At 46.5% G+C, this 3,938-nt stretch carries 4 protein-coding genes; all 4 read right to left on the bottom strand.

Annotation, left to right across the window (positions count from 1 at the left end; all coding sequences use genetic code 11):
* On the bottom strand, positions 1–1,110 hold a 1,110-nt coding region (locus tag BUQ78_RS09925; protein ID WP_074200239.1), incomplete at its 3' end, for an iron-containing alcohol dehydrogenase.
* Positions 1,111–1,336: 226 nt separating this feature from the next.
* Positions 1,337–1,858, bottom strand: a complete 522-nt coding sequence (locus tag BUQ78_RS10165) for an MFS transporter (protein WP_318259659.1) — start codon at positions 1,856–1,858, stop codon at positions 1,337–1,339.
* 20 nt (positions 1,859–1,878) lie between these two features.
* The gene (locus tag BUQ78_RS10160; RefSeq protein ID WP_318259658.1) at positions 1,879–2,655 is read right to left on the bottom strand and encodes an MFS transporter; all 777 of its coding nucleotides are present in this window, start codon (positions 2,653–2,655) and stop codon (positions 1,879–1,881) included.
* A 463-nt stretch (positions 2,656–3,118) separates the two neighbouring features.
* On the bottom strand, positions 3,119–3,938 hold an 820-nt coding region (gene nudC / locus BUQ78_RS09915; RefSeq protein ID WP_318259657.1), incomplete at its 5' end, for an NAD(+) diphosphatase.

Below are 3,938 nucleotides of genomic sequence, written 5' to 3'. Positions count from 1 at the left end.
CATGGCAAGGTCGGTAAGGCGATCGATGTCGCTTTCCTTAAACCCTTCGTCAGCAAGCTTTTGCGTAACGCCCATGGCATAAAGCCACCTTTCGACCCCGCGGGCTGCCCTTTCGGCTTCCGCGGGGATTCCTTTTAGACCGTCGACGATGGGTGCCAAAAGTTCAGCTAAGACCTCGGCACAGGCCGGATAGATCTTCTTTACTACGGCCGGCAGCAATATCGCAAGACCAAGCCCGTGGGCAAGCTCAGGCTTTACTCCCGAAAGCGGGTGCTCCAAGGCATGAGTAAAATGAAGCAGGCCGTTATCGAAGCTAATGCCGGCTATGATGGACGCGTAAAGCAGGTAGTAGCGTGCAGTTAGGTCTGCAGGATGAGCCAGAGCCTGAGGCAAGTAGGTTGCCACAAGCCTTACGGTCTCCTTCGCCATCATTATAGAGTAGGGACTTGCTGTCTTGGTAGTAGCTGCCTCTATGACATGGTTTATGGCGTCGATCGATACATAGCGCGTCTGATCTGCCGACAGGCCCGTCATTAAAGCGGGATCATCGATGGCGTACATAGGATAAATGCAGTCGTAAGCGATTGCCGGTTTGTAGTTGAGCTCGGGGATACTTACGACAGCAAAGCGGTCCACCTCGGTGCCTGTGCCATGCGTTAAGTTAATGGCTACGATGGGCGCAGCCTTGGTCGGGTTGAACTTAAACTGATAAAGCGAGCGGGCATCTTGATCCTTGTGGACCATGAGTATTGCCACACTCTTGCCGGCATCGATGGGGCTTCCACCTCCTATGGCTACGACTGCTTGAGCCCCAAAATCGCGGGCCATTTTAGCAGCTTCGTCTACGGAGTCTGCCGTGGGGTTTGACGTGACTTTATCGTAAATTACATGAGAAATTCCGTGCTTTTTAAATGCCTCTGCCACGTAATCCCAAGCGCCCGATTTCTTATAGGACCCGCGCCCTGTAACGCAGATGACCTTTTTAACGCCCTGCTCCGACAGGTCTTTCATTATCTCGTCAATTTTTTTGACGGCCCCGACTCCAAAGTAATCCAATACGCGTGAACGAATTTCCCTAACTTCATTGATTGCAATTTTATGCTCCCACATTAGCACAACACCCCTTTCGTGATAGTTATCTTTATCGCTTACTGTAAGAGAGCAACAAAAATTTTACTTCCGACCGGCAAAATTTGTCAACGAAAGGTTGGCCCTGCTCTTTTTAAGGCATCATAATTACTTATAAGTCTTTAGGGAAGTTAAAGAAGGGCGCGCCTGAACATCGGACACGCCCTTAAAGTTGTTAAAGTTGTTAAGAGGAAAGAATTTACACCGACTATGATTTCTCCTTTGTCGGGTTCCAAGTTGGTATGAGGAATATTATTGCCAACACGCAGGAAGCGAGGATGAGAAGGAAGGCACCGTTCCAGCTAAATTTGTCTGCGATGATCCCAACTATAAAGCTTGCTGCGACACTGCCGCCTACGTATCCGAATAGCCCTGTCAATCCTGCCGCGGTCCCGGCTGCCTTTTTAGGAACATAATCAAGCGCCGCCACGCCTATGAGCATTACCGGCCCATAAATCAAGGCCCCTGCAGATGCTATGGCGATGTTGATGGCCGACATGTTCTCGCTCTTCCAGTAAAGGAAAACGGCTGCCATTACGCCTATCATGCATATGATAGCCATAGGAGCCCTTCTGCCATGAAAAACTTTGTCACTTAACCAACCGACTATGATGGTGCCAGGTATTGCTGCCCATTCGTAAAGAGCAAAAGTAACGCCAGCCTCGTTTATGTTAAAGCCCTTGGCTTCTTTCAAATAGACGGGGATCCAATCCAGTAGTCCGTACCGCACAAGATAAATGAATATATTTGCTATAGCAATGTACCATTATATTTGTTGTTAAGGACGTAATTAAAAAGTATTTCCCTGCCACTTAGTTCACGCTCCATGTCTTTGGGATCAATTTGGATCTCAGGATAATCGTTTCGGTATTCCTCTATTGGTGGCAATCCGACAGATTGGGGCGTATCGCGCAAGAAGATCAAAACAAATATTGCAATCGCAATTGAGATTAACGCCGGGAAATAAAACATCCCTCGCCAGGTGGCAAAAAGGGCATATCCAGCAAGAGTAATTGTTGGCACTAGCGCTGCGCCGACATTATGAGCCACATTCCATATTGCCATCCATGTTCCCCGTTCTTTTGGAGAAAACCAATGGGCAAGGGTTCGGCCACAGGGTGGCCATCCCATGCCTTGAAACCATCCGTTCAAGAGCATCAAGACGAATAACAGAGGAACAGACGAGGCGAAACCGAGCATTATATTAGCTATCGCCGCCAATATCAATCCTAAGGGTAGAAAATATCTCGGGTTGCATCTATCGGAAACATTTCCCATGATGAATTTGCTTATTCCATAAGCCAAACCCAGCGCTGATCCGACAAAGCCTATTTGAGCTTTTGAATACCCGTATGTCTCGATCAAATAAGGAGCGGCCATGTTAAAGTTCTTTCTGATGAAATAATAAGCTGCATATCCAATAAAAATACTGACAAAGACCTGAAAACGATATTTCTTGTAGCTGCTTGGAATTTTATCGTCAGGCATGCGTTCTATCGGAGCAGCCGGCTTAAGAAAATCAAACATACTACCACCTTCCTTAAGAATATTTTTCATGCCTTTAATAGCACAAGAGCCGCCATAGAAACCAATACATAAGATTGGTATTCTTCTGCGGCTCTTTATCTCTTAAAAGAATACTAAATATTATTAAAAATTATTAAATATTAATTAGTGGTTAATTAAAAATAAAACATTTCATATTTGTATAATATCCATATACACCAAAAGCAAATGCTACACTATTATTGATAATAGAAAAAATATCATCGAAATGTCAAGTAGATTAAATTTTAAAAAAAATAAGACACGAGGGTAAATGAAATGTCTAAAGACCAGCACTGTTATTTGCGCTGCCGATCTGGCTAGGGTAAGTTATTGTGCCGTGATGGCCCTACAGAATATTGGGTATGGGAATTTCAACACCTCAGGATTGCTCCTCGACCTTTGGAGGTATGTACGAGCACTACCAAGACGAGATCAAATGACTTTATAGCTCCACGCCGTGGCTGCGCCTGAAATCGTCTATGAGCTTACGTGCTATGCTGACTCCTGGCGGAAGATCGGGCATTGCGTCGGCAGAAAACCAACCCGCATCCAGGATCTCGCGGCCGTCCGGCTTCAGTTCACCCGAGGCCCACTTAGCGGTAAAACCAACCATGATAGAGTGAGGAAACGGCCAGGGCTGGCTTCCGAAATATTTGATGTCCTTTACCTCGATGGAGACTTCTTCCTTTACTTCCCTCCTGACGGCGTCCTCAAAGCTCTCGCCCGGTTCCACGAAACCGGCGATGATGCTGTATCGTGTTGGCGGGAAGTTGGCATTCCTTGCAAGAAGCAGCTTGCCATCTTTTTCGATTGCGACGATCACGGCAGGCGTCACGGGAGGATAAAAGACAGCCCCACAGGAAGGACAAATTTTCCCGTTATCAATTGATGAAGGTCTTAGCTTATCGCCACAGGACATGCAAAAGATGTATCTTTCGCTCCAATTCATCAACTGATACGCCCTTGCTACCCTATAAAATACTTGCTCGCCAAGCAATGAGCCGACTTCGCGCAATCCAACCGTAATCATGCCGCTGGGAAGGTCGATATCAGGTGGTATCTCGGCCCAAAATTCGTTGCTCTTTTCATCGGCCATGCGATCTCCGATGAAGAAGGCGCCCTTCTTTAAAAATTTATCGGATATGACCTCAATGTCCGGTGCTGTTGGCAGCCTTGCCTCCGATGAATGGCACACCAGCAATTCGTTTCCTTTAAATACGTACCAAATTTGTTGCATTTTATTTCTCCCTGCCTTTTTGAGA

Source organism: Acetomicrobium flavidum (assembly GCF_900129645.1).
In the GTDB taxonomy this organism is placed as follows: domain Bacteria; phylum Synergistota; class Synergistia; order Synergistales; family Acetomicrobiaceae; genus Acetomicrobium; species Acetomicrobium flavidum.
Note: the sequence above shows the minus strand (reverse complement) of the source record. Positions and strands in the feature narration are given on the sequence as shown.

Coding starts and splice junctions, on each gene's coding strand:
- BUQ78_RS10160 (WP_318259658.1), bottom strand. CDS start 2,655: ATGTTTGATTTTCTTAAGCCGGCTGCTCCGATAGAACGCATGCCTGAC.